The sequence below is a fragment of the Brevundimonas sp. AVps5 genome, assembly GCF_058681515.1.
Window position 1 is genome coordinate 2457439 of sequence record NZ_CM178740.1, and the last position, 21606, is coordinate 2479044.

Below are 21606 nucleotides of genomic sequence, written 5' to 3' on the forward strand. Positions count from 1 at the left end.
AAATCACGACCACATGGAAAAAGTGCCGATGACGGCCGAGGGTTACCGCTCCCTCGACGATCAGCTTAAGCAATTGAAATCGGTGGAACGTCCCAGCGTCATCGCAGCGATTTCGGAGGCCCGCGAACACGGCGACCTGTCTGAAAACGCCGAGTATCACGCCGCCAAGGAACGCCAGGGCTGGATCGAAGGCTCCATCGCCGACATCGAGGACAAGATCAGCCGCGCCCAGGTCATCGACGTGACCAAGCTCAGCGGCGACCAGGTCAAGTTCGGCGCCACGGTCACCGTGGTCGACGAGGACACCGAGGAGGAAGGCCGCTATCAGATCGTCGGCGAGCATGAGGCCGACGTGAAGCAGGGCAAGATCTCCATCTCCTCGCCCATCGCCCGCGCCATGATCTCCAAGGCCGTCGGCGACACCGTCGAGGTGAACACCCCCGGGGGCGTGAAGGCCTACGAAATCCTCAAGGTCGAGTGGAAATAGGGCCCAGCCCTCTTCGTATCGCGGTCGTCTCGGACGGTCGCGCCGGCATGGATAATCAGGCGCTCGGTCTCGCCGAGGCGGTCGCGCGTCTGACTCCGTCTGCCATCGACACCAAGCGCGTGAAGTGGCGGGCTGCATTCGACTGGCTGCCGGTCGGACTGAAGGCACCGTGGATGCTGGCGTCCGAAACGCCCTTCCCCGCCCACGGTGAGACCTGGCCGGATTTGTGGATCGCGACGGGGCGGGCGACCCTGCCGCTGTCCCTGGCCGCAAGGCGCCTGAGCGGCGGCCGGACCTTCGTGGTCCAGACCCAGGACCCGCGTCTCGATCCCGCATTGTTCGACAGGGTGGTGGCCCCGGCCCATGATGGGCTGAGCGGCGACACTGTCGTCTCGATCACCGGTTCCCCTCACCGGATCACGCCGCCGGTCCTGGCCGAGGCCGCGGCCGCCTTCGCCGAGCGGCTGGACGCCCTGCCCCATCCGCGTGTCGCCGTCCTGATCGGCGGCAAGTCGAAGGCCTTCGACCTGACGACAGACCATGCCGAATCCCTCTCGGACCGGATCGCGCAAGCGGTTCGAGACTCGAGCGGATCGTTGCTGATGACCTTTTCGCGCCGCACGCCCGAGGCCGCGAAAGCGGTGATGACGGAACGGCTGCGGGCCCTGCCCGGCTGGATCTGGGACGGCGAGGAGCCGAACCCGCTGTTCGGCTTCCTGCATGCCGCCGACCACATCCTGGTCACCGAGGACAGCGCCAACATGGCCGCCGAGGCCGCCTCGACCGGCAAGCCGGTGCACGTGCTGCCGATGGTCGCACTGAAGCCGCCGGGGAAGTTCGCCCGGCTACATGCCGATCTCGTCGCCAGGGGCGCGACGCGGCCGTTCGACGGATCGTTGGAGCGCTGGAGCTACGCCCCGCTGGCGGAAACAGGACGCGCCGCGCGCGAAGTCCTGAAGGCGATGGGCCGCTAGAGCATGATCGCTTGAGACAGAACCGCTACGCGGTTCTGGCGAAGGCGTGAATCATGCTCTCGCTCATATCTGGAGCCTGATTCACCGCATCGGCGGAATCGCGGAGCGATTCCTCCTCAACGGATCAGGCTCTAGGCGTCAGTCCCCTCCGCCGCCTCCACCGTCCCCGCCGCCGTCCGACCCGCTGTCGTTGTCGGAGCCGTCATTGTCCTTCGACCGGCCGCCGCTGCCGCCGGCGACCATGACGGAGCCCCCGTCGCCGTCGCCCTTCCGCTTCGCCTTGCCGCTGGCGTCCGCCGCAGCCCCGAAGACGATGCCCAGAACCACGCCGATCCCGATCCCGAGCGCCAGATTGTCGAAGGTGACGCCGAGGCCCGCGCCGATCGCCACGCCGAGGGCGAGCCCGATGCCGATGAAACTCCGTCCCGGTTGGGTAACCATGTCGCGTCCCTCCACGAATTCCGATGCTGTGAACATCGCACGCGGCGGAATCAGCGACTAGATAGAACTCATGAGCACTCCAAGAACGATCCGCGTCGCCGTCATCGGCTCCGGCCCCGCCGGCTGGACCGCCGCCATCTATGCGGCCCGCGCCAACCTGAGCCCGGCGGTGATCGCCGGCATCCAGCCCGGCGGCCAGCTGACCATTACCACCGACGTGGAGAACTACCCGGGCTTCGCCGAGGCCATCCAGGGGCCCTGGCTGATGGAGCAGATGAAGGCCCAGGCCCTGCACGTCGGCACGGAAGTGATCGAGGATATCGTGGTGTCCTGCGACCTGTCGCAGCGTCCGTTCCGGCTCAAGCTCGACAGCGGGACCGAGCTGCTGGCCGAGACGGTCATCATCTCCACCGGCGCCCAGGCGAAATGGCTGGGGCTTGAGAGCGAGCAGAAATACCAGGGCTTCGGCGTCTCGGCCTGCGCCACCTGCGACGGCTTCTTCTATCGCGGCAAGGGCGTCATCGTCGTCGGCGGCGGCAACACGGCGGTCGAGGAGGCGCTGTTCCTGACCAGTTTCGCCGCGAAGGTCACGGTCGTCCATCGCAAGGACGAGTTCCGCGCCGAGAAGATCCTGCAGGACAGGCTGTTCGCCAATCCGAAGGTCGAAGTGATCTGGAACCACACGGTCGACGAGATCCTGGGCCAGTCGGACGGCATGGCCTCGAACGTCACCGGGGTTCGGCTGAAGCATGCGCAGACCGGGGCGGCACAGGAGGTCCAGGCGGACGGCGTCTTCATCGCCATCGGCCACGCGCCGTCATCAGAGCTGTTCCAGGGCCAGCTGGAGACCAAACAGGGCGGATATCTGGTGGTGAAGCCCGGCACGACGGCGACCAACATCGAGGGCTGCTACGCCGCCGGCGACGTCACCGATGACGTCTACCGCCAGGCCGTGACTGCGGCCGGCATGGGCTGTATGGCCGCGCTGGAAGCGGTGCGGTTCCTCGCCGAGGAAGACCACGCGAAGGCGCACCACCCGATCAGTCACCACGAGGCGGAGAAGATCGGGGTCTGGTGAGACCCCGAGAGGCTGGCCGAACAGAGACAGCCCCGGCGGCGCGTATTCGACCGGGCGGCCGGCGCGGCGGCGCAGGGCGATGCCGGTGGAACCGTATGCCCGGTTCGGAGGCTGAATGCCTGACAGGCCTCGACCTTGCACGCCGTGGATGGGTGACGCTTCAGTCGGCCGGGCGACCGACCTCTTCGACGTCCATGACGGTGACGCCTGCCGGGGCGGCGGCGGCGGACTGTGGCGCGACGATCGAAGGGGCCTCGAAGGCCTGGAGTCGGGCATTGATGGCGGCGATGTCGGCCGCCGTGGCCTGACGACGGCCGCCGAGGCTGGCCACGCCCACGACCCGGGTCTGGCCGTTGATCTCGACCGTGCGCAGGTTCATCCCGCCCTCGGCCAGGACGGTGGCATCGTCGGGGCCTACGTCGCCCAGGGCAGCGGAGGCCGTGATCAGGCGGGGGCGTGAGAAGCGCGCCTCATCGATGGTCGGCTCACGACCGGCATAGGTCTGTTTGAAGGCGGCGGTCTCTCCGGCCAGACCCTTCCAGCGATAGAAGATGTGGGCCCCGATCTGGGTGATCTTGGCGAGCGATGGCGACCACCAGGGGTGGACGTAGTCGGCGTGGTAGTGGGTCGCGGTGCCGACCTTGGTCGCGACGTATCCAGACAGGGCGCGCTCGGCGACGATCCGGGCGCGGTTCCAGGCCCAGCCGACCGGCGCCTGCGACAGCGCGCCGTCGCAGGTGAAGCTGAATTGGCAGCCCGTGGTCCGCTCGGCGCCTTCGAAGACGACGCCGCAGACCGTGTTCGGATAGTTGCGATCGCGCACCCGGTTCAGGATGACCTGGGCGACGGCCTCCTGGCCCTCGGTGCTTTCCAGCGCCGCCTCGTAGTAGACGCCCTGGGTCAGGCAGCGCAGCGCCCGGGCGCGGTCGTCGGCGGTCGCCACCTGCAGCACGAACGGCCGCGCGGTGCGCAGGGCTCCCACTTCGACAGGTGTGGCGGCGTTGCGTTTCTGCGCGTCGAGACCGTTCATGCCGAGCTCAAGCGTAGGCCGGCCGGCGAGGGTGAGGCTCTCCCAGCCGGGCGTGAGCCCCAGCATGTTGGCGCGTCGCTCATTGGGATCGAAACGGATCGCGAGGGCCAGTTGGGCCGGGTCCATCCGCGCGCTGAGGGCCGCGAGCCCGCGCGCTGACAAGTCGCCCTGGGTGACACGCGCCACAGCCTCGGCCGTGCGATCTCCGGCGGGACGCACGGTGGAGCTCGCGGCCATCGCCACGCCGAGCGCCGCCAGCGCCGCAGGAGCCGCTGCGGCATAGCGACGGGCGAGGGTCTTGACCCTGTGCCAGTCGACGGACGTGATCGAGAAGAGCGTCATTCGTATCCGGAAGTACGACGACGGAGCGCCGTGGAGCAGGGTCCTTGATCCAGCAACACGGCGCTTTTCAGGCCACGGATTACGGTTCGGTGAGGCGGGCCTAACGGCCGCCGAGAGTCGAGCGGAGCATCCAGGCGAACTTCTCGTGCGCCGCCAGACGCTGGGTGAGAAGATCGACCGAGACGTCGTCGCCGTCAACGTCCGCCGCCTTCAGGGCGGCGCGGCAGGTGGCGATCAGGGTCTCGTGATCCTTCATCAGCTCGGTCAGCATGGCCGGAGCGTCCTTGTCCGGATCGCCGTCCTTGATCGACGTCAGATTGGCGAAGGCGGACTGGGCCTGGGGCGCGAACTCGCCAAGCGCGCGGATACGTTCCGCGATCTCGTCCAGTGCCGCCCAGATTTCGCGGTATTGCTGTTCCAGCAGAGTGTGCAGGGTGAAGAACTCCGGGCCCCGGACGTTCCAGTGATAGCCGTGCGTCTTCAGATAGACGGCGAAGCTGTCCGCCAGCACTTTGGACAACTCCTGCGCCACTTCGCTGCGCTCCGCCCTGGTCAGGCCGGTATGGATCGTTGCGGTCATGCTTGCTCCTTTGACGACAGTCTTTAAATCGTTTGGGCAGCAAGGCGTTCCAACCGCCCTTGCCAAGGCTGGCACTCCGTCAGAACGAGAACAGCCGTGGCGCGGAACGCAAGGCATCGGAAAGCGTTGCCGTTTTTCGCGCAGGCGCGCTCCGGGGGCTATTGGTTGGGGTTCAGTGCGTTGGTCAGTCGGATGCTGGAGCCGGACATCGTCCTGGCCCGGCTGGCGCGCGCGCCCAGGCGACCATGGTGGCGAAACGCCTTGACCGGCCTGGCCTTCGCCGCCGCCGGACTGTTCGTGCGCTGGGCGGCTCAGGCCTTTTACGGCGAGGTGACCGGCTTCATCATCCTGCTTCCGGCGGTGATTCTCGCGGCCCTCACAGGCGGGCGGGTTGCGGGGCTCGTCGCCACGGTCGCATGCCTGCTGGGCGGCTGGGTCATCGCCGGGCCGACAGCAGTCGGGTACGGTATCGCGACACCGGCAGGCCGGGTCGCCACCGTCAACTTCATCATCGTCGGAGGGTTCGTCACCATCGTGGCCGCATCACTGCGCAAGAGCCTGGCCCGGCTTGACGGGACGATCACTGCGCTGGAGGCGTCCCGGGTCCGGGTGGGCGAGGCGGTGACGAGCCTGATGCAAGGCGAGGCGCGCTTTCGGACCGCCATCGAAGCCGTTCAGGGCGTCCTCTGGACCAATACGCCGGACGGCCGAATGGAAGGCGAACAAAACGGCTGGGGCAGCCTCACCGGTCAGTCGCAACCCGAGTATCAGGGCTATGGCTGGGCCTCAGCCGTTCATCCTGACGATTCCGCACAGACGGTTACCGCGTGGAATGCAGCCGTGGCTGACAGGAAGCTCTTCGTTTTCGAGCATCGGGTCCGCACGACCGACGGAACCTGGCGGCATTTCGCGGTACGGGCCATTCCCACCCTAGACGACGCCGGTGAGCTGATCGAATGGGTCGGCGTCCACATCGACATAAGCCAGGCCAAGTTCGCCGAGGCGGCGCTGCGCGAGAGCGAGAGCCGCTTCCGTCTGATGGCCGACACCGCTCCCTCGCCCGTCTGGCTGACCAATGCCGAAGGGGAGGTGGAGTTCGTCAACGCCGCCTTGGTGGAATTCTACGGCAGGCCCGGCGAGACCTTCATGGGCCACACCTGGAAGGCCGCAATCCACCCCGACGACTTGGCCGAGGTGAACGCCACCCAAGCCGAAGCCCGCTCCCGCTTCCTCCCCTACGGCTTCGAATGCCGCTTCCTGCGTCACGATGGCGCCTGGCGCTGGATGCGCGTGTCGGTGAACCCCCGGTTCGATGGCGACAGGGTGTTGCAGGGCTATGTCGGCCTGTCGTTCGACGTCACCTCCACCCGCGAGGCCCTGGACGCCCTGGCCCAGCAGGAACGCCGTCAACGGTTCCTGCTGGAGCTGTCGGATGGCGTCCGCGAGCTGAATGATCCCGAGGCGATCATGGATCATGTCCAGAGCGTCCTGGGGCGGATGCTCGGCGTGAACAGGGTCGGTCACGGGGAACTGCGCCGGGACCGCGAGGTCTTCGAGATGGCGCGCGACTGGACCGAGGGGGTCGGCAGTCTGCAGGGTGCCCACCGCATCCAGAACTTCGGCGGCGAGGTGGATCTCGAGCTGGCGGACGGCAAGACGATCGTGGTCCACGACGTCGCGGCGGACTCCCGCACCCGGGCCGCAAGGGCCGGCTTCGAGGACGTCCAGGTCGCGGCCTTCGTGACCGTTCCACTGATCCGTTCCGGCGTCCTGCGGGCCTTCCTGCACGTCAACAGCACCCGGCCCCGCGTCTGGACCGGTGCCGAGGTCAGCCTGATCGAGAATGTCGCCGACCGCGCCTGGTCCGAGATCGAACGCACCCGCGCCCAGGCCGAGGTGCTGGAAAGCGATGCCCGCTTCCGTGACATCGCCGACACCGCCCCTGTTCTCATCTGGGTGACCCGGCAGGACCGCACCCGCGCCTTCGTCAACCAGGCCTATGTGGAATACTACGGCGGAACCTATGAGGAGGCCCGGCTCGCCGACTGGCGCTCCATCGTCCATCCCGACGACCACGCCTGCATCACCGCTGAGTCCGTCGCCGGCGAGGCGACCGGGGAACCCTTCTCGCTCGAGGCCCGCTACCTGCGTCATGACAACGAGTATCGCTGGCTGAAGTCCTTCTCGCGTCCGCGCTTCGGTCCGGGTGGCGAGGTGATCGGCTTCGTCGGCGTGGCCTTCGACGTGACCGACGCGCGCCGGGTCGAGCACGACCTGAAGCGGATCAATGAACTGCTGGAAGACCGCGTCGGCGACGCCCTGGCCGAAAAGGCCAAGGCCGAGGCACACCTGATGCATTCCCAGCGGATGGAGGCGGTAGGCCGTCTGACAGGCGGGGTGGCGCACGATTTCAACAACCTGCTGACTGTCGTCATCGGTGCCCTGGACCTGATCCTGAAGTCGCCGGATGACGCCGGGCGGCGCCAGAAGCTGGGCGAGGCCGCCCTGTCGGCCGCGCGGCGTGGCGAGCGGCTGACGCACCAACTTCTCGCTTTCTCAAGGCGTCAGGCCCTGCGCCCCGAGGCGGTCGACATCAACGCCCTGATCCGCGAGAGCGACCCCCTGATGCGTCGCGCCGTCGGAGAGGCGGTCACCTACAAGCTCAAACTCCGTCGCGGCGGCGCCCGGGTCATCGTCGATCCGGCCCAGTTCGAGGCTGCCCTGCTGAACCTGATCGTCAACGCCCGCGACGCCGTGGCCGAGCGGGGTCAGACGGAGGGAGCCCGGATCACCGTCCAGACCCAGGCCTGCGAGGTCGAGGCCGGCGACGTCGTCGAACTGGCCCCCGGAAACTATGTCTGCGTCACCGTCTCCGACACGGGTTCCGGCATGAACACCGAGACCCTGCAGCGGGTGTTCGAACCCTTCTTCACCACCAAGGCGGTCGGCAAGGGCACCGGCCTGGGTCTCAGCCAGGTCTACGGTTTCGCCCGCCAGAGCGGCGGCGGGGTGAAGATCAGTTCGACCGTGGACGAGGGGACGGAAATCCGCGTCTACCTTCCGCCCGCCCCGACCGGGGACGTGGCTCAGGATGCAGGCCAGCGTCGCTTGCCGGGCGCTGTGAAAGCAGGCCAGACCCTGTTGCTGGTCGAGGATGACACCGGCGTCGCCGCCATCGCCATGGATCTGCTGCGCGGCATGGGGTTGAAGGTCGAGACGGCGGAGACCGGCGCCGAGGCCCTGGCCCTGCTGGAGCAACGCGGCTTCGACGTCATGCTGACTGACATCGTGATGCCGGGCGGCATGACCGGAGTCGAACTGGCCCGGACCTGCGCCGGCCGCTGGCCGACCATGTCGATCATGCTGACCTCCGGCTATGCGGGTGACGATGTCGACCTGGCCCTGGCGGACGCGCCCTGGCCGTTCCTGAGGAAACCGTATTCGGGTGAACAGCTGCGCGAGGCGCTGGGCGATCTCCTGATCACCGCCACCCCATAAAGACTTCGGCCCGCCGCAGGATCGCGACGGGCCGAACATCTCTATCCCATGCGGGGCACCTGAAGCCTATTTGCGCGCCTTGCGGGCGGCGTATTTGGCGTCGCGGGCGGCCTTCTGCTCTTCCTTGGTGAGCTGCTTGCGCTCCTTGCGATTTGCGCGCTTCTCGGCCTCGAGGGCCTCCTCGGATTCGCGTTCGGCGGCGGCGCGCTCGGCATCGCGCTCGGCCTTGATGCGGCGCTCTTCGGCCTTCACAGCCTCGTGCTGGAGACGCAGGGCCTCCTTTTCGGCCGCGCGCTTCTCGGCCAGTTTGTCGAACTCGGGATCGGGCGCGGCGGCCTTGGGCTTGAACTTGGCCAGCAAGGCCTTCTTGGCCTCCTGCTGGGTGCTGATGCGGTCGCTGAAGCCCGTCTGTTTCAGATCTCTCATGCGGTCGGTCGGTCGTCCTTCGAGGGGTGGGCCCGCGCCGGATGCGGCGAAGGCGGGGATCGCCACGGCGTCCGGGCGTCGGCAAAGCCGAAACCGAGCCGTAAATCAAGCTCGGAGGCCGCTTAATCGACGAACGGGGTCGTTCTTGGGCCGACCGTCATCGCCGGGACGCACCCGCGAGGCGATCGCGCCTACAGGCGTCGAAAGCTTCGCCCCAAGATCTTGCGCATCAATCCGGGCGCGCGGCACCCGCTGCGCCGCCCACTGCCGCGCCGACCGGGCCGGCCACTACGGCGCCGGCGATGGCACCGGTCGCGGCACGCTGTTCGGTCGTGTGGCCACAGGCCGAAAGGGCGGTGGCGCCCAGGGTGATTGCGGCGAGGGCCGCGGTCGTGAGGAGGGAACGGCGCATGGGAGGGATCCTGATCCGGTTGAGGTCACGCTGCAACGCCGCCACGACGGCCCCGTTCCCTGACGACCGTTCGCGACAGATCAGCACCGGCCCTGGCGGCGTACGAATACAATAGAAACGATGCCCAAGAGCATGCCTTGGCGCCACCAGCCCTTCTGCAAGTCTCGCTTGTGCAAACCGATACGGCATTCGGCTCCAAACCCCGCGCCGCCTGCGCAATTCAGGCGCTGCTCATCTCTGTGAAACCTGAAAACCTGCCGCAATTGCTGCGCCGCAGCGACATCTTGCGAATCAACCACATTGAGGACATAAACAGATGGCTTAAGGCCTATCTTTCGGCGGTCAGGCGTTCACCGACCTCCGATTCGCAATCCGGTTCGCGACCTCTCGGGTCGCCCGGTTCTGCAGACGACCCGGGGGCGACTTTTCCGCCCTGCTGAATAGGACGACGCCTTTGTTCCAATCCTCGCAACAGCGTGCGACTTCGCATGCCGACCGTGCGGCCAGGATCAGGCCCGTACAGGCGGCGGCGGCGTTTGGCGCGCTCGTGGGGTTGGGAATCGGCTGCGCCTATCTGGGAGGGACCGTCGCGCGCGCGACGACCGTCCGCGCCCAGGCCGAACGTCTGGAGGGGGCCACAGCCGCCGGCTTCACCGAGGAAGCGCTCGCCGCCGCTGCGGGCGGTCTGGACGCCAGCGCCCTGGCCATCGCCCGTCGCCACGATCCCTATACCGTCGCCGGTGGTGCCCAGCGCGACCGTCAGGCCGAGCTGCTGACCGCCCGTCTGGAACAGCTCCGTCCCGACAACGCCCGCGCCGACCTGCGCCGCGCCAGCCTGACCGACATTTCGGCCGCCGCCCGTCCGTTCCAGATCAGCAATGCGCTGGACGCCTCGCGCGATCTCGAATGCCTGACCCAGGCCGCCTACTACGAGGCGCGGGGCGAGGGTTCGGATGGGATGCGCGCCGTGGTCCAGGTCGTCCTGAACCGCGCCCGTCACCCCGCCTTCCCGCGCAGCGTCTGTGGCGTCGTGTTCCAGGGATCGGGACGCCGGATCGGCTGCCAGTTCAGCTTCACCTGCGACGGTTCGATGCGCGCGCCGGTCAACCGTGCCGCCTGGAACCGGGCCCGTACGGTCGCCTCGGCCGCCCTGTCGGGCGCAGTGTTCGCGGGCGTCGGCAACGCCACCTTCTTCCATACGACGGGCGTCTCTCCGTCCTGGCGCAACAGTCTGCTGCGCGTCAGCCAGGTCGGCAGCCACATCTTCTATCGCTTCGGCGGGCGCGCCGGATCGTCGAACGCCTTCAGCTACGCCGCGCGCGGCTCGACCGGCTCGGACATCCAGCGCACCGTCTATGCCGGGATCGATCCGGCGGAGACCGTTCGCCAGGCCGGCCAGGCCATTGCCTACACCGCCCTGCTGGCCCAGGAGACCGCGTCCAGCTCCCAACCTCCGTCGGCATCGACCGAGGCTCCTGCCCCGGCCGTCGCGCCCGCGCCTGCAGCGACGCCGGTCTCGGCTCCGGCTCAGCCGGCAGCCGCCGACTCCGCCGCCGTCAGCGCACCCCAGGCCTGATCGACCGCCTCAGCGTTCCTGCACGTTGCGGATCGCGGTCAGGTTCTGGTTCAGGTTTCCGAACCGTCCCTGCTCCTTCAGATTGACGTCCGCATCGCCGGGTTGAGCCGACTGCACGCCGGTCTCAAGGTCGCGACGGTCCGTCAGGCCGCCGTTCTCGATCGAGGTCGCACCGTGATCGGCGAGGCTGCGTTGCTCCGCGGGACTCTTCGGGACCGTGGCCATGGGAATCTCCTTCTGATCAGAGAAGAAACCCCTCCGCCTCCGGCCTGTTCCTCAGAAAGCGTCGAGGCCGATATCCAGCACGGGTGCCGAATGGGTCAGGGCCCCCACGGAGATGACGTCCACTCCGGTTTCGGCGATGCCTCGCACAGTCGTCAGGTTAACCCCGCCGGACGCCTCCAGAACCACACGGTGGCCGCCGTCGCGCCGACGCTTCACCGCCTCGACCAGTTCGGCGTTGTCGAAGTTGTCGAGCATGATCACGTCCGGCCCCTGCCCTTCCGCGACCAGGGCCAGAGCCTGATCGAGCTGGGCCAGGCCGTCGACCTCAAGCTCGATCTTCGTCAGGTGACCGGCCTGCGCCCGCGCGGCCGTCACGGCCTCGACCACCCCGCCACAGACGACGACATGGTTGTCCTTGATCAGGATGGCGTCATCCAGACCGAAGCGGTGGTTGATGCCGCCACCGCAGCGCACGGCGTGCTTCTCCAGCGCGCGGAGGCCCGGCGTGGTCTTGCGCGTATCCGCGATCCGCGCGCCGGTTCCGGCGACCGCCTCGACATAGGTCCGGGTCAGGGTGGCGATGCCGCACATCCGGCCGAGAAGGTTCAACGCCGTCCGCTCCGCCGACAGGAAGGCGCGGGCGTCCGCCTCGACCTCGGCCAGGACCGCGCGGGCCTCGAAGGCCTCGCCGTCCTTCAGGCGGAGATCGATGGAGGCCTTGGGATCCATCTCCAGAAGCGCCAGCCGCACGCAGTCGATACCCGCCAGCACGCCCGGCTTCCTCGCCGCGAAACGGGCCCGCATCCGCGCGCCCTCGGGGATGCAGGCGGCGGCCGTCACATCGCCGGCGCGGCCGAGGTCCTCGGCCAGGGCCATGCGGACAATGGGCAGGATCAGTGTATCGGGGAGACCGCTCATGCCGCCGCAGCCCGCAGGATGTCTCGCCGGATGCGCGTATGGACCGGCGTCGCCGCCGTGTCGGGATAGTCCGAGCGATAGTGACCGCCCCGGCTCTCGCGCCGGGCCAGGGCCGCCTCGGCGATCAGCCGCGCCGCGAACAGAGCCGGCGGTGCGCCATGGGCCGCCTCCAGCCGGTCGATCAGGGCGATCAACCGCGTCAGGCCGGTCGCATCCCGCACCACGCCCGCGTCGGCGCTCATCGCCGCGCGCAGTTCGGCGTGGGCCGCCGCGGGCAGGTCGGCGACGACCGCGCCGACGACCACCGGTCCCTTGACGGGAGCCTGTCTGGCCGCCTCGCGCCCCGTCCGCCGCCCGAAGGCTGCAGCCTCGAGCAGGGAGTTGGACGCCAGACGGTTGGCGCCGTGAACCCCCGTCGCCGCGCATTCGCCGACGGCATAGAGGCCTTCGAGCGAGGTCCTGCCGTCCGGATCGGCCGCGATCCCGCCCATGTGATAATGGGCCGCCGCCGCGACCGGGATCGGGGTGACTCGCGGATCCAGACCGGCCCGCATGCAGGCCGCGAACACGGCCGGAAACCCGGTGGGAAAATGCTCGCCGATCGCCGTGCGCGCATCGAGCAAGGCGCCGCGCCCGGCCGCCCGCGCGGCATGCACGGCCCGCGCCACGACGTCGCGCGACTTGAGGTCGGCATCGTCGGCATCGCCCAGCAGGAAGACGTCGTCCTTGTCGATCAGCCGGGCGCCCTCGCCCCGCAGCGCCTCGGTCGCCAAAGGCATGGGGTCGAGGCCGACGTCGATGGCCGTGGGGTGGAACTGCACGAACTCCGGGTCGAGGATTTCCGCCCCCGCCGCCCAGGCCAGGGCCATGCCCTCGCCCTTCAGCGCCACCGGCGTGGTCGTCGCGCCGTACAGGCCGCCCGCCCCGCCGGTCGCCAGGACCACGGCGGGCGCCAGGATCTCGACGATACGGCCGCTGGGATGTTCGATCACCGCGCCGCGCACGCGACCGGTCCCGTCCTGGATCAGGGCACGCAGCCGCGCGTCCTCCCACACCGTGATGTGCGGTGCCGCCCGTACCGAAGCCACCAGCGCCGACAGGATCGCCCGCCCCGCGCCGTCGCCGCCGACGCGCGCCACCCGCGCCATCGAATGGGCCGCCTCGAGACTGACGGAGAACTCGCCGGCGGCGTCCCGGTCGAACGGCGCACCGAGTGACGCCAGCCATTCCACCGTGCCCCTGCCCTCGTCGGTCAGGACCTCGGCTGCATGATGGTCGACCAGGCCAGCCCCCGCCGCTTCCGTATCCTTCAGGTGCAGGGCCGGAGCGTCGTTCTTCGACAGGGCCGCAGCCACGCCGCCCTGGGCCCAGGCGCTGGACGCGGCCTGCAGCAGGGGCGCCGGGCTGATGACGATGACGGGCGCAGGTGCCGCCGAGAGGGCCGCCGAAAGCCCGGCCAGGCCGCCACCGATGATCAGCGGGCCGTCGTGGTGAATGCGGCTCATCGATCGAACCCGATGAAGCGGGCGGCGATGTCTATGGCCCCTTGGGGCGAGCCCTCCGACAGGGGCAGCAGGACGCCGATCGCGGCGGCGGCGCACAGGGCGGCGGTCAACAGGAACAGGGCCAGCGACTTGCCGGCTTCGGGCCAGGTCAGGGTCTTCTCGCCCGGCCGCCATGCTCCGCGACGCAGGGATCCCAGGATCGCGATGGCCAGGAAGACCGCGAGGATATAGCGCCCGGTCGAGACGCCCCACCAGACGGCCAAGGCACCGATCGCGATCAGGGCGGCCTTCTCGACCATCGGATCGATGCGGGCCAGCACGGGCCCCAGCGCCTTGGACCCGTCCAGCGGCGGCGCGGGGGCCAGGTTCACCAGATTGATCATGGCGATGAAGAAGGCGCCCATCATCCAGGCGTCATCGCCCGTCGCGAACCACAGGCCGACGACCGGGATCAGGGCCAGCAGGCCGAACGCCGGCCCCGCGAGCGACACCAGCACCCCGTGCCATTCGCTTTCGGGGTTGCGCTGGCCGCGCGCGAGGCCGCCGAGGAAGGGGATGATGTAGATTTTCGCCGGCCCCATGCCGAGCCGGTTCATCGCCAGCACATGGCCGTATTCGTGCACGACCAGGCCGAAGAGGGCGGCGACCGCCACGACCCAGCTGCCGCTCATGAACCAGAGGAAGCCGCCGAGCAGCAGCGTCGAGGCGATGGCCCAGGGCAGGCTCTGGCCCTTGTCGATGACCGGTGCGCCGGGGCTGGACGTCGGGACGGCCGTCGTCGTTTGCGCGACCGGCGTCGGGGCGGATCCGTCGCGTGATCCCCAGGGGCCGTCGGTCATCTGGCGGCCTTCGGACTGGCGAACAGGGTGGAGAGCCACCCCGTGATGCGCGGCTCGTGAACGGGTTCGGGCCTGGGCTTGATCGGCAGAACGACGAACCCGCCGAAACCGCGCGAATGGGGGGCCTGATAGTGCATCAGATCAGCTCCACCGCAACGTGGTGCCTGGCCTTGACCAGGTCGTAGCGCGCCGGAACGGCGGGCGGCGGCAGATCGATCATCCGCTGCACAGCGAGCCGGGCCGGGGCGATCATGGCGTCCGGCACCGTGACCTCGAACCGCATGTTCAACAGGCAGTCGCGGATATTGGTCAGGGTGATCCGCTGCATAAAGGGGCAGAGGTTGCATGGCCCGATGAAGGACACCTCGGGTGCATCGCCCTTGATGTTGGCCCCCATCGAGCATTCTGTCAGCAGAACCACCTGCTTCGGCTTCCGGCTGGTGATATAGTCGGTCATCGCCGCCGTCGATCCGGCGAAATCCGCCGCTGCCAGCACCTCTTCCGGGCATTCGGGGTGGGCGAGGATTTCCGCCCCGGGATAGGCCGCACGCATCTCGGCGATGTCGGCTCCGGTGAACCGCTCATGCACGATGCAGCGGCCCTTCCAGGCGATGATCCCGATGTCGGTCTGGGCCGCGACATTCCTGGCCAGGAATTCGTCGGGGATCAGGATCACCCGGTCGACGCCCCATTCCTTCGCCGCCCACTCCACCACCTGGACCGCGTTGGCCGAGGTGCAGCAGATGTCGGTCTCGGCCTTCACATCGGCCGTGGTGTTCACATAGGTGACCACCGGCAGGCCCGGGTATCTCTGCTTGATCAGACGCACGTCCGCGCCCGTGATCGCCTCGGCCAGCGAGCAACCCGCCTTCAGGTCGGGGATCAGCACGGTCTTCTCCGGGCTGAGGATCTTCGAGGTCTCGGCCATAAAGTGCACGCCCGCCTGGACGATCACCTTCGCCTTCGACCGCGCGGCCTCCTTGGCCAGACCCAGGCTGTCGCCGACATAGTCGCCGACCCCGTGGAAGATCTCCGGCGTCATATAGTTGTGGGCCAGGATGACAGCGTCCCGCTCCTTCTTCAGGGCGTTGATCTCATGGATCAGCTGGGCCTGGATCGGCCATTCAATCGGGGTGACGAACTCTTTCACCTTCTCCCAGACGGGAGCGGTTTCGGCGGCCAGTTCCGGCGACATGACCAGGCTCTGGGCGGCGTGGGCCATCGACGTCATCTCCTCGGCGATCTCGGTCGCCTCACCCTTATGCTCAACATTAGCATAAGTCCGGGTAAGATAGGCCTGTGACGGGGGGATGCAAGAGGGCGGGCGGTCAAAAGTCGCGCCCTGTGAGGTACGAAAGCGACCTCGGCCAGGCTGGGCGCCAAGACGATTTAGGGGGACTTTCTGTCCCAGATGTCTATTGCAGGGGTGACTTCCTCCCAACTTCGCTCGCCTGACGCCTCCCCATGCAAGAAACTCTCCGCCGCATCCTCACCGCCCGCGTCTATGACGTGGCGATCGAGACGCCGCTCGACCCCCTGCCGCGGCTCGCCGCGCGCCTCGGCCGCCCCGTGCTGCAGAAGCGCGAGGACCTGCAGCCGATCTTCTCGTTCAAGATTCGGGGAGCCTACAACAAGATCGCAACCCTGACGCCGGAGCAGCTGGCGCGCGGGGTCATCTGCGCCTCGGCCGGCAATCATGCCCAGGGCGTTGCCTTCGCCGCGCGGAAACGCGGGGCCAGGGCCACCATCGTCATGCCGGTGACCACCCCGCCCATCAAGGTGGCGGCGGTGCGGGCGCTGGGCGGCGACGTCATCCTGCACGGCGACGCCTTCGACGAGGCCTTTGCCGAGGCCACCCGCCGCGCGGCGGAGACCGGCGCCGTCTTCATCCACCCCTTCGACGACCCTGACGTCATCGCCGGCCAGGGCACGGTCGGGCTTGAGATCACCCGCCAGCACTCCGAGCCGATCGCAGCGATCTTCGTGCCGATCGGCGGCGGGGGGCTGGCCGCCGGGGTCGCCGCCATCGTCAAATTCCTTCGTCCCGGCACGAAGGTCATCGGCGTCGAGCCTGTCGACGCCGCCTCGATGAAGGCGGCGATAGAGGCGGGCGAGGTGGTGACCCTGGACCAGGTCGGCCTGTTCTGCGACGGCGTGGCCGTGCGTCGCGCCGGGACCGAGACCTTCCGCCTGTGCAAGGACCTGCTCGACGAGATCGTCACGGTCGACAACGACGCCATCTGCGCCGCCATCAAGGACATCTTCGACGACAGCCGCGCCGTGGCCGAGCCGTCCGGCGCCCTGGCGCTGGCGGGGCTGAAGGTCTGGGCCGCCGCCCATCCGCAGACCGCCGACGCCGATTCTTCAGGAGTGGGTGCCCTGATCGCGATCAACTCGGGCTCCAACGTCAATTTCGACCGGCTGCGCCATATCGCCGAACGGGCCGAGATCGGCGAGGGGACCGAGGCCCTGTTGGCCGTCGCCATGGCCGACGACCGCGCCGTCTACAGCCGCTTCCTCAGCGCGCTCGACGGCCGGTCGGTGACCGAGTTCAACTACCGCTGGTCGGGCGAGGGCCGTGCCCACATCTTCGTCGGTGTCGCCATCAAACAGGGCCCGCATGAAAAGCACGACCTGATCGCCGCCCTCCGCTCCGACGGCTATGCTGTCGAAGACATGAGCGACAACGAGACCGCCAAACTGCATGTCCGCCACATGGTCGGGGGTCGCGCCACGGGCCTCCCCCACGAACGAATCCTGCGTTTCGAATTCCCTGAACGGCCCGGGGCCTTCCTGCGCTTCCTCAACAGTCTGAAGCCGGCCTGGGCCCTGACCCTGTTCCACTATCGCAACCACGGTGACGATGTCGGCCGGGTGCTGGCGGGGATTTCCGTACCGCCCGACGAACAGCCGGCCCTGACCGCCGCCCTCGCCGAACTGGGCTACCCCTATGCCGACGAGACCGACAACCCGGCGAGCCGGTTGTTCCTGGACGGTACGTAGAGTCCCTTGCCCCTCCGCTAAACCTTGGGAAACACCTCCGTGTCAGGATGAGGTGTGAACTTCATGCGCTCGCCCTTCCTTTTCTGCACGATCCTGCTCGGCATCGCCCTGTCGGCAGCCGCGCCGTCAGCCGTTTGCGCCAGGGTGACGTCCCACCATGACCCCCTTGCCCTGGCTATCGTTGTCGAGCGTCGCTCCGCGGCCACGACCTTCGCCCAACTGGAAGCCTTCGGTCAGGCCGCCGAGCGCAGGCATGATCGCGAGGGGTTGAACCGCCTCTATCATGTCGCCTGGACCATTCTGAACCAGGGCCATTTCGAGCAAGCCGAAGCCTGGAACCTGCGCCTCGCCGCCGCCGCCGGACGCCAGGGCGATGAGCGCTATACCAGAATGGCCCACCTGAATGCCCTGGCCATCCGCTACAATCAGGGCGAAGACGCCGCCGCCCGGGAGATGGAGCGGATCGCGAACACCGAGACCGACTGGTTCGTGAAGGCTCACGCCAGCCGCCTCCACGCCATCAGCCTGATGGACGAGGACCGACTCGGCGAGGCCCTGGCCCTGCTCAATGACGCCTTGATTCTGATCCCCGAGGGTGACGCCTTCGCCAATACCGCGCGGGCCGGCCTGTCAGAGATCAGCGGCCTCGGCCTGATGGAGCTGAACGATATCGAGGGCGCGACCGACGCCTTCGGCCGGTTCGAGATCGACTACAGCAACCCCGCCTATCCCCGCCCGGACTTCGACACGGTCTACAACCTGACAAGGCTGGCTGTGCAGGTCGGAGACCAGAACCTGGCCGAACGGCTGTTCGTCATTCACCACCGACTGACAGTGCCCACAGGAATGGAGAGCCTCGCCGTCTATGACGCCGTTCTGTGCGCCACATTGGCCGAGGGGGCGGACAATCCGAGACGCGTGCTGAGCTGCGTGGAACCCTACGGCGAGACCCTCGGCGCCGCGGAATTTCTCGCTGCTGGCATCCTTCCCCTTCGGGCCAGGGCGCGGGCGCGTGTCGGCGACGTGCAGGGCGCGCGCCGTGACGTCGCCGAAATTCATCGTCGTCAGGCCGCCGGCGAGTTCAGGGAAGGCACCGCGTCCCCGGCGCTTCAAGCCGAGGCCGAGTTGCTGAACGCCCAGGGACGCTCGGCCGAGGCTTTCGATCTCCTCAGGCGGTATTCGGAAGAACGCAGGCTGCAGCAGTCCCGCCAATTCAGCGACGGTATCGGCCAGGTTACCGCCGAGATGCGATCCCAGTTAGGGGAGCGCCGCCGTCAGCTGGAAACCGCCCGCGCCAACACCGAGCTTCAGGCCGAGATGATCCAGGGGCAGCGCTGGGTCGTCGGCATCGGCGTCGTCGTCCTCCTGCTGGTCGCCGCCCTGCTTCTCCGTCAGTGGCGGATGACCGGCCACCTGCGTCTGGCCCAAAGCCGGGCAGAAGCCGCCAACCGGGCCAAGTCAGAATTCCTGGCCAATATGAGCCATGAGATCCGCACGCCCCTGAACGGGGTCGTGGCCATGGCCGACGCCCTGTCGCGACGGCCGTTGCATGACGCCGAGCACGAGATGGTCGAGATCATCCGTTCGTCCGGCGTGACCCTGGAACGCCTGCTCTCCGACATCCTCGACAGCGCCAAGATCGAGGCCGGTCAGGTCACGATCGAGGCCGCGCCCTTCTCCCTCGGTCATGCCGTCAAGGATGTCGCTGCCCTGTGGAGCTTCAAGGTCGAGGGCGGCCCGGTGGCCCTTGTCGTCGATCTGGACCCGACGCTGGAGCGGATGGTCGTCGGCGATGTCGTCCGGGTGCGCCAGATCCTTGCCAACCTCGTTTCCAACGCCCTGAAATTCACCAGCGTCGGCACAGTGGCCCTGAGCGTCGAGCCGGTTGCAGACGACCGCGTACGCTTCACGGTCACCGACACCGGCGTCGGCTTCGACGCTGAACAGAAGGCGCGCATCTTCACCCGCTTCCAGCAGGCTGACGGATCGATCACCCGGCGCTTCGGCGGCACGGGCCTGGGCCTCGCCATTTCCCGCGACCTCGCCGAACTCATGGGCGGCGAGATGGACTGCGAGTCGACGCCGGGCGCGGGCTCGCGCTTCTGGTTCGAACTTCCCCTGCCCGCCGCTGTGATCAAGGAGGCGGTCGCCGGTGCACCGGACGAGGCCGCGCCGGAGGGGCTGCGCATCCTGCTGGCCGACGACCATCCGGCCAACCGCAAGGTCATCGAGGTGCTTCTGGCCCCGACCGGAGCCACCCTGATCGCCGTCGAGGACGGTCAGGAGGCGCTCGACGCCTTCGCCGGCGGCGGCTTCGACCTGATCCTGATGGACATGCAGATGCCCGTCATGGACGGCCTGACCGCCACCGCCGCCATCCGCGCCCTAGAGGCCGAGCGAGGCCTCGGCCGCACGCCGCTCCTGATGCTGACCGCCAATGCCATGGCCGAGCATGTCGAGGCCGGCCGGGCCGTCGGCGCCGACGGCCACCTCGCCAAGCCGGTGACGACCCAGACCCTGTTCGCGGCCATCGGTGCCGCGCTGGAGGCGGGCGAACCTGAAGTCCAGACCGAAGACGTCCACGCGGCCTAGATCGCCGCGCCTTCGTGGGCCAGCAGCCAGCGTTTGCGCTCCAGACCCCCGGCATAGCCCGTCAGGGTCCCGTTCGCCCCGATCACCCGGTGACAGGGCACGATGACCGCGATGGGGTTCTGGCCGTTCGCCAACCCCGCCGCCCGCACCGCTTTCGGCGATCCGATCGCCGCCGCAAGCTGGCCATAGCTGCGCGTCTCGCCTGCCGGAATGGCCCTGAGGGCCGCCCATACGGACCGCTGGAAGACCGTGCCGCCCGTCCTGACCTTCAGGCCATCCAGCGCCCGCGTGTCGCCGGCGAAATAGGCCTCGACCGCGCCGCGCACCGCCCCCGGCGTCCGACCCGCGACAAGCTCCACGTCCGGCGCATGGCGGCCCAACAACCGTATCATGCGCGGCTCGTAGTCGGCGAAGTCGAGCGCCCGCACTGTGCCGTCGCCGTCGGTGACCAGCAGCACCTCGCCGACCGGAGTCGCAAGCCGGTCCAGGGTCAGGGTCTCAGGCTGCGCGCCAGAGTCGTGAGTTGTCATCGTCGTTCTCCATCAGATCGGCCGCCGTCAGCCCCGCCATCCGCAGGTGCAGCGCGCCATAGGCCCGCCAGGGCCGCCATCGCTCCGCGCGGTCCGCCAGTGTCGCATCGCTCAGTCGGTCGCTGGGTGCGTCCTCGCCCGCGTCGATCCAGTCGCCCGGAAGCCGCAGCCCCGGCCGCGCCTCGACCAGAGGCTTCAGCATCGGGTCGACCGACAGGTCGCGCGCGATGGCTTCGGGGTCGGCGGACAGGTCAAACACCCGGCGCACCCGCGCCAGTATGCCCGGCAGGGCCTTCAGGTCGCTGGCCTCGACGCAGACCTCCAGCCGCCCGGGCTTGCCCGGCGTCGCCGAGACGAAGCCGTCAGCGCCGTCGACATCCGGGATCAGATCGCGCGCCCAGGTCCAGCCCTCGATCCTGTCACCCCGCGCCTTCAAGGCGGCGAACATCGCATCGCGGTCATAGGGTGGGCGCCAGGACAGGCTCAGCTTCACCCCCTCGCTCGACGGCCGCTCGGCCCGGCGACGCAGTTCCGATGGCGCGCGGCGATACAGGGCCTGGAAGGTCTCGTTGAACCGCCGCACCGAGCCGAAGCCCGACGCGTGGGCCACCTGGGCCATGGACAGGTCGGTCTCGTGGATCAGGGCCTTGGCCAGCAGCACGCGCCGCGTCTGGGCCACGCTGACCGGGGCCGCGCCGAGGTGCTGTTTGAACAGTCGCCTCAACTGGCGCTCGCCGACCCCGAGCCGTCCGGCCAGGGTTTCGACGTCGGCCTCGTCCAGCGCGCCCGTCTCGATCAGGGCCAGGGCCCGGCTGACGGTATTCGATGTGCCGCGCCAGGCCCCCATGTCGGGTGCCGTCTCCGGTCGACAGCGCAGGCAGGCGCGGAAGCCGGCTTCCTCAGCCGCCGCCGCCGAGACCACGAAGACCATGTTCTCGCGTTTGGGCGTCCGGGCGGGACAGACCGGACGGCAGTAGATGCCCGTCGTCTTCACGCAGCCGAAGAACCGCCCGTCGAACCGGACGTCGCGCGTCAGCACCGCCCGGTAGCAGGCCTCCTGATCCAGGGTTTCGGCGCGTGTTTCCATGCCGCGAAGATGGCCCCTCTCCGGCAGGAAGTCTCGCGGTTTTCGGACATTGCCGTACATTCC

Annotated in this window: 20 protein-coding genes; 7 read left to right on the forward strand and 13 right to left on the reverse strand. The window is 68.5% G+C overall.

What is annotated here, in order from left to right:
• The first annotated feature begins 13 nt into the window (after positions 1 to 13).
• Together greA and ACW18A_RS12465 are read left to right on the forward strand one after the other, a co-directional pair.
• Positions 14 to 487 carry a transcription elongation factor GreA gene (gene greA, locus ACW18A_RS12460; RefSeq protein ID WP_309627413.1) on the forward strand — a complete coding sequence of 158 codons (474 nt, stop codon included), beginning with the start codon at positions 14 to 16 and terminating at the stop codon, positions 485 to 487.
• Positions 478 to 1461 (forward strand): mitochondrial fission ELM1 family protein, encoded by a 984-nt coding sequence (locus ACW18A_RS12465; RefSeq protein WP_492022038.1) that lies wholly within the window; start codon positions 478 to 480, stop codon positions 1459 to 1461. The genes greA and ACW18A_RS12465 overlap by 10 nt, the downstream gene beginning before the upstream one ends.
• A gap of 138 nt (positions 1462 to 1599) precedes the next feature.
• Here the strand turns inward: ACW18A_RS12465 and ACW18A_RS12470 are convergent, their stop codons facing one another.
• Positions 1600 to 1902 (reverse strand): glycine zipper domain-containing protein, encoded by a 303-nt coding sequence (locus tag ACW18A_RS12470; RefSeq protein ID WP_492022039.1) that lies wholly within the window; start codon positions 1900 to 1902, stop codon positions 1600 to 1602.
• A 70-nt stretch (positions 1903 to 1972) separates the two neighbouring features.
• Here ACW18A_RS12470 and trxB point away from each other — a divergent pair, with 70 nt between their 5' ends.
• Complete coding sequence (gene trxB / locus ACW18A_RS12475) at positions 1973 to 2980, forward strand: thioredoxin-disulfide reductase (RefSeq protein WP_492022040.1); 1008 nt, start codon at positions 1973 to 1975, stop codon at positions 2978 to 2980.
• Positions 2981 to 3140: 160 nt separating this feature from the next.
• Here the strand turns inward: trxB and ACW18A_RS12480 are convergent, their stop codons facing one another.
• Together ACW18A_RS12480 and ACW18A_RS12485 are read right to left on the reverse strand one after the other, a co-directional pair.
• Complete coding sequence (locus ACW18A_RS12480) at positions 3141 to 4352, reverse strand: cell wall hydrolase (RefSeq protein WP_492022041.1); 1212 nt, start codon at positions 4350 to 4352, stop codon at positions 3141 to 3143.
• A gap of 100 nt (positions 4353 to 4452) precedes the next feature.
• Positions 4453 to 4932, reverse strand: coding sequence for a Dps family protein (locus tag ACW18A_RS12485; protein WP_492022042.1), 480 nt, complete (start codon positions 4930 to 4932; stop codon positions 4453 to 4455).
• A 192-nt stretch (positions 4933 to 5124) separates the two neighbouring features.
• Between ACW18A_RS12485 and ACW18A_RS12490 the strand changes: the two genes are divergently transcribed.
• Entirely contained in the window at positions 5125 to 8430 is a 3306-nt protein-coding gene (locus tag ACW18A_RS12490; protein WP_492022043.1) for a PAS domain-containing protein, read from the forward strand.
• Positions 8431 to 8496: 66 nt separating this feature from the next.
• Here the strand turns inward: ACW18A_RS12490 and ACW18A_RS12495 are convergent, their stop codons facing one another.
• Together ACW18A_RS12495 and ACW18A_RS12500 are read right to left on the reverse strand one after the other, a co-directional pair.
• Positions 8497 to 8856: a DUF6481 family protein gene (locus ACW18A_RS12495; protein ID WP_492022044.1), complete on the reverse strand. Its 360-nt coding sequence runs from the start codon at positions 8854 to 8856 to the stop codon at positions 8497 to 8499.
• A gap of 229 nt (positions 8857 to 9085) precedes the next feature.
• Positions 9086 to 9268: a hypothetical protein gene (locus tag ACW18A_RS12500; RefSeq protein WP_492022045.1), complete on the reverse strand. Its 183-nt coding sequence runs from the start codon at positions 9266 to 9268 to the stop codon at positions 9086 to 9088.
• 547 nt (positions 9269 to 9815) lie between these two features.
• Here ACW18A_RS12500 and ACW18A_RS12505 point away from each other — a divergent pair.
• On the forward strand, positions 9816 to 10844 hold the full coding sequence (locus ACW18A_RS12505; RefSeq protein WP_492022046.1) for a cell wall hydrolase: 1029 nt from the start codon (positions 9816 to 9818) through the stop codon (positions 10842 to 10844).
• A 9-nt stretch (positions 10845 to 10853) separates the two neighbouring features.
• Here the strand turns inward: ACW18A_RS12505 and ACW18A_RS12510 are convergent, their stop codons facing one another.
• Genes ACW18A_RS12510 through nadA form a run of 6 tightly spaced genes read right to left on the reverse strand, consistent with a single transcriptional unit; the run spans position 10854 to position 15562 of the window.
• Positions 10854 to 11069, reverse strand: a complete 216-nt coding sequence (locus tag ACW18A_RS12510) for a hypothetical protein (RefSeq protein WP_492022047.1) — start codon at positions 11067 to 11069, stop codon at positions 10854 to 10856.
• A 51-nt stretch (positions 11070 to 11120) separates the two neighbouring features.
• Positions 11121 to 11987: a carboxylating nicotinate-nucleotide diphosphorylase gene (gene nadC / locus ACW18A_RS12515; RefSeq protein WP_492022048.1), complete on the reverse strand. Its 867-nt coding sequence runs from the start codon at positions 11985 to 11987 to the stop codon at positions 11121 to 11123.
• Positions 11984 to 13492, reverse strand: a complete 1509-nt coding sequence (locus ACW18A_RS12520; RefSeq protein WP_492022049.1) for an L-aspartate oxidase — start codon at positions 13490 to 13492, stop codon at positions 11984 to 11986. The genes nadC and ACW18A_RS12520 overlap by 4 nt, the downstream gene beginning before the upstream one ends.
• The gene (locus ACW18A_RS12525) at positions 13489 to 14331 is read right to left on the reverse strand and encodes a metalloprotease (protein WP_492022050.1); all 843 of its coding nucleotides are present in this window, start codon (positions 14329 to 14331) and stop codon (positions 13489 to 13491) included. The genes ACW18A_RS12520 and ACW18A_RS12525 overlap by 4 nt, the downstream gene beginning before the upstream one ends.
• Complete coding sequence (locus ACW18A_RS12530) at positions 14328 to 14468, reverse strand: hypothetical protein (RefSeq protein ID WP_492022051.1); 141 nt, start codon at positions 14466 to 14468, stop codon at positions 14328 to 14330. The genes ACW18A_RS12525 and ACW18A_RS12530 overlap by 4 nt, the downstream gene beginning before the upstream one ends.
• Entirely contained in the window at positions 14468 to 15562 is a 1095-nt protein-coding gene (gene nadA, locus ACW18A_RS12535) for a quinolinate synthase NadA (protein ID WP_492022052.1), read from the reverse strand. The genes ACW18A_RS12530 and nadA overlap by 1 nt, the downstream gene beginning before the upstream one ends.
• Before the next feature lie 233 nt (positions 15563 to 15795).
• Here nadA and ilvA point away from each other — a divergent pair, with 233 nt between their 5' ends.
• Together ilvA and ACW18A_RS12545 are read left to right on the forward strand one after the other, a co-directional pair.
• A complete protein-coding gene (gene ilvA / locus ACW18A_RS12540; RefSeq protein ID WP_492022053.1) occupies positions 15796 to 17334 on the forward strand; it encodes a threonine ammonia-lyase, biosynthetic in 1539 nt (512 codons plus the stop codon).
• 63 nt (positions 17335 to 17397) lie between these two features.
• Complete coding sequence (locus ACW18A_RS12545; protein ID WP_492022054.1) at positions 17398 to 19926, forward strand: hybrid sensor histidine kinase/response regulator; 2529 nt, start codon at positions 17398 to 17400, stop codon at positions 19924 to 19926.
• On the opposite strand, the gene ACW18A_RS12550 is transcribed toward ACW18A_RS12545, so the two are convergent.
• Together ACW18A_RS12550 and ACW18A_RS12555 are read right to left on the reverse strand one after the other, a co-directional pair.
• On the reverse strand, positions 19923 to 20456 hold the full coding sequence (locus ACW18A_RS12550; protein ID WP_492022055.1) for a methylated-DNA--[protein]-cysteine S-methyltransferase: 534 nt from the start codon (positions 20454 to 20456) through the stop codon (positions 19923 to 19925). The genes ACW18A_RS12545 and ACW18A_RS12550 overlap by 4 nt on opposite strands.
• On the reverse strand, positions 20425 to 21543 hold the full coding sequence (locus ACW18A_RS12555; RefSeq protein ID WP_492022056.1) for a bifunctional transcriptional activator/DNA repair enzyme AdaA: 1119 nt from the start codon (positions 21541 to 21543) through the stop codon (positions 20425 to 20427). Before ACW18A_RS12555 ends, ACW18A_RS12550 begins: the two co-directional genes overlap by 32 nt.
• Between the last annotated feature and the right edge of the window lie 63 nt (positions 21544 to 21606).

Coding starts and splice junctions, on each gene's coding strand:
- ACW18A_RS12470 (WP_492022039.1), bottom strand. CDS start 1,902: ATGGTTACCCAACCGGGACGGAGTTTCATCGGCATCGGGCTCGCCCTC.
- ACW18A_RS12525 (WP_492022050.1), bottom strand. CDS start 14,331: ATGACCGACGGCCCCTGGGGATCACGCGACGGATCCGCCCCGACGCCG.
- ACW18A_RS12520 (WP_492022049.1), bottom strand. CDS start 13,492: ATGAGCCGCATTCACCACGACGGCCCGCTGATCATCGGTGGCGGCCTG.
- ACW18A_RS12545 (WP_492022054.1), top strand. CDS start 17,398: ATGCGCTCGCCCTTCCTTTTCTGCACGATCCTGCTCGGCATCGCCCTG.
- ACW18A_RS12495 (WP_492022044.1), bottom strand. CDS start 8,856: ATGAGAGATCTGAAACAGACGGGCTTCAGCGACCGCATCAGCACCCAG.
- ACW18A_RS12485 (WP_492022042.1), bottom strand. CDS start 4,932: ATGACCGCAACGATCCATACCGGCCTGACCAGGGCGGAGCGCAGCGAA.
- ACW18A_RS12500 (WP_492022045.1), bottom strand. CDS start 9,268: ATGCGCCGTTCCCTCCTCACGACCGCGGCCCTCGCCGCAATCACCCTG.
- ACW18A_RS12550 (WP_492022055.1), bottom strand. CDS start 20,456: ATGACAACTCACGACTCTGGCGCGCAGCCTGAGACCCTGACCCTGGAC.
- ACW18A_RS12555 (WP_492022056.1), bottom strand. CDS start 21,543: ATGGAAACACGCGCCGAAACCCTGGATCAGGAGGCCTGCTACCGGGCG.
- ACW18A_RS12530 (WP_492022051.1), bottom strand. CDS start 14,468: ATGCACTATCAGGCCCCCCATTCGCGCGGTTTCGGCGGGTTCGTCGTT.
- nadC (WP_492022048.1), bottom strand. CDS start 11,987: ATGAGCGGTCTCCCCGATACACTGATCCTGCCCATTGTCCGCATGGCC.
- trxB (WP_492022040.1), top strand. CDS start 1,973: ATGAGCACTCCAAGAACGATCCGCGTCGCCGTCATCGGCTCCGGCCCC.
- ACW18A_RS12480 (WP_492022041.1), bottom strand. CDS start 4,352: ATGACGCTCTTCTCGATCACGTCCGTCGACTGGCACAGGGTCAAGACC.
- ACW18A_RS12490 (WP_492022043.1), top strand. CDS start 5,125: ATGCTGGAGCCGGACATCGTCCTGGCCCGGCTGGCGCGCGCGCCCAGG.
- greA (WP_309627413.1), top strand. CDS start 14: ATGGAAAAAGTGCCGATGACGGCCGAGGGTTACCGCTCCCTCGACGAT.
- nadA (WP_492022052.1), bottom strand. CDS start 15,562: ATGACGTCGATGGCCCACGCCGCCCAGAGCCTGGTCATGTCGCCGGAA.
- ACW18A_RS12510 (WP_492022047.1), bottom strand. CDS start 11,069: ATGGCCACGGTCCCGAAGAGTCCCGCGGAGCAACGCAGCCTCGCCGAT.
- ilvA (WP_492022053.1), top strand. CDS start 15,796: ATGCAAGAAACTCTCCGCCGCATCCTCACCGCCCGCGTCTATGACGTG.